The 2,343-nt window shown below is 57.3% G+C and carries 4 protein-coding genes; all 4 read left to right on the top strand.

Annotated elements, in window-relative coordinates:
* Positions 1-630: phage minor tail protein L (locus ATB02_RS25505; RefSeq protein WP_105272404.1), on the top strand; the 630-nt coding region annotated here is incomplete at its 5' end.
* 5 nt (positions 631-635) lie between these two features.
* Positions 636-1,379 carry a C40 family peptidase gene (locus ATB02_RS25500; protein WP_105272403.1) on the top strand — a complete coding sequence of 248 codons (744 nt, stop codon included), beginning with the start codon at positions 636-638 and terminating at the stop codon, positions 1,377-1,379.
* Positions 1,316-1,918: a tail assembly protein gene (locus ATB02_RS25495; protein WP_000090847.1), complete on the top strand. Its 603-nt coding sequence runs from the start codon at positions 1,316-1,318 to the stop codon at positions 1,916-1,918. The genes ATB02_RS25500 and ATB02_RS25495 overlap by 64 nt, the downstream gene beginning before the upstream one ends.
* 60 nt (positions 1,919-1,978) lie before the next feature.
* Positions 1,979-2,343 (top strand): TipJ family phage tail tip protein (gene gpJ / locus ATB02_RS25490; RefSeq protein ID WP_105272405.1); only part of this gene is annotated, 365 nt, incomplete at its 3' end.

Raw genomic sequence — 2,343 nt, 5'->3', positions numbered from 1 at the left:
TGGGAAATCGATCTGACAGAGGTCGGTGGTGAACGTTATTTTTTCTGTAATGAGCAGAACGAAAAAGGTGAGCCGGTTACCTGGCAGGGGCGGCAGTATCAGGCATACCCCATTCAGGGGACGGGATTTGAACTGAATGGCAAGGGCAGTGCTGCCCGTCCGACACTGACGGTTTCTAACCTGCACGGCATGGTCACCGGGATGGCGGAAGACCTGCAGAGTCTGGTCGGCGGAACGGTGGTCCGGCGTAAGGTTTACGCCCGTTTTCTGGATGCGGTGAACTTCGTCAACGGAAACAGTGACGCCGATCCGGAGCAGGAGGTGATCAGCCGCTGGCGCATCGAGCAGTGCAGTGAACTGAGCGCGGTGAGTGCCTCTTTTGTACTGTCCACGCCGACGGAAACGGACGGTGCCGTTTTTCCGGGACGTATCATGCTGGCCAACACCTGCACCTGGACCTATCGCGGTGATGAGTGCGGTTATCACGGTCCGGCGGTCGCGGATGAATATGATCAGCCGACGTCCGATATCACGAAGGATAAATGCAGCAAATGCCTGAGCGGCTGTAAGTTTCGCAATAACGTCGGCAACTTTGGCGGCTTCCTTTCCATTAACAAACTTTCGCAGTAAATCCCATGACAGAGACAGAATCAGCGATTCTGGCGCACGCCCGGCGATGTGCGCCAGCGGAGTCGTGCGGCTTCGTGGTGAGAACACCGGAGGGGGAAAGATATTTTCCCTGCGTGAATATATCCGGTGAGCCGGAGGAGTATTTCCGGATGTCGCCGGAGGACTGGCTGAGTGCAGAAATGCAGGGAGAGATTGTGGCGCTGGTCCACAGCCACCCCGGTGGTCTGCCCTGGCTGAGTGAGGCCGACCGGCGGCTGCAGGTGCAGAGTGATTTGCCGTGGTGGCTGGTCTGCCGGGGGGCGATTCATAAATTCCGCTGTGTGCCGCATCTCACCGGGCGGCGCTTTGAGCACGGGGTGACGGACTGTTACACGCTGTTCCGGGATGCTTACCATCTGGCGGGGATTGAGATGCCGGATTTTCATCGCGAGGATGACTGGTGGCGTCACGGTCAGAATCTCTATCTGGATAATCTGGAGGCCACAGGGCTGTATCAGGTGCCGTTGTCATCAGCACAACCGGGCGATGTGCTGCTGTGCTGCTTTGGTTCATCGGTGCCGAATCATGCCGCCATTTACTGTGGTGACGGCGAGCTGCTGCACCATATTCCTGAACAACTGAGCAAACGAGAGAGGTATACCGACAAATGGCAGCGACGCACACACTCCCTCTGGCGTCACCGGGCATGGCGCGCATCTGCCTTTACGGGGATTTACAACGATTTGGCCGCCGCATCGATCTGCGTGTGAAAACGGGGGCCGAAGCCATCCGGGCGCTGGCCATGCAGATCCCGGCGTTTCGTCAGAAGCTGAGCGACGGCTGGTATCAGGTACGCATTGCCGGGCGTGATACAGGTGAAACGGAATTATCAGCCCGTCTTAATGAACCGCTGGCAAATGGTGCTGTGATCCATATCGTGCCGCGTCTGGCGGGAGCCAAAAGTGGCGGTGTGTTTCAGGCTGTGCTGGGGGCGGCTGTTATGGCGGTTGCTATATGGATGCCGGGGGTAGGAATTATGGCGAGTAATCTGCTGTTTTCTCTCGGTGCCAGTATGACGCTTGGCGGTGTTGCACAGATGCTGGCCCCTAAACCCAAAACCCCCCGCACACAGACAACGGATAACGGCAAACAGAACACCTATTTTTCTTCACTGGATAACATGGTTGCCCAGGGCAATGTTCTGCCTGTTCTGTACGGTGAAATGCGCGTGGGGTCACGCGTGGTTTCTCAGGAGATCAGCACGGCAGACGAAGGGGACGGTGGTCAGGTTGTGGTGATTGGTCGCTGATGCAAAACATTTTATGTGAAACCGCCTGCGGGCGGTTTTGTCGTTTATGGAGCATGACGAATGGGTAAAGGCAGCAGTAAGGGGCATACCCCGCGCGAAGCGAAGGACAACCTGAAGTCCACGCAGCTGCTGAGTGTGATCGATGCCATCAGCGAAGGGCCGGTTGAAGGTCCGGTGGATGGCTTAAAAAGCGTGCTGCTGAACAGTACGCCGGTGCTGGACACTGAGGGGAATACCAATATATCCGGCGTCACGGTGGTGTTCCGGGCCGGTGAGCAGGAGCAGTCACCGCCGGAGGGATTTGAATCCTCCGGCTCCGAGACGGTGCTGGGTACGGAAGTGAAATATGACACGCCGATCACCCGGACCATCACGTCGGCAAACATTGACCGACTGCGTTTTACCTTCGGCGTGCAGGCACTGGT

This window comes from Escherichia sp. MOD1-EC5189, assembly GCF_002966045.1.
Lineage (GTDB): Bacteria > Pseudomonadota > Gammaproteobacteria > Enterobacterales > Enterobacteriaceae > Escherichia > Escherichia coli_F.
This window is presented reverse-complemented; position numbering and strand designations above follow the sequence as displayed.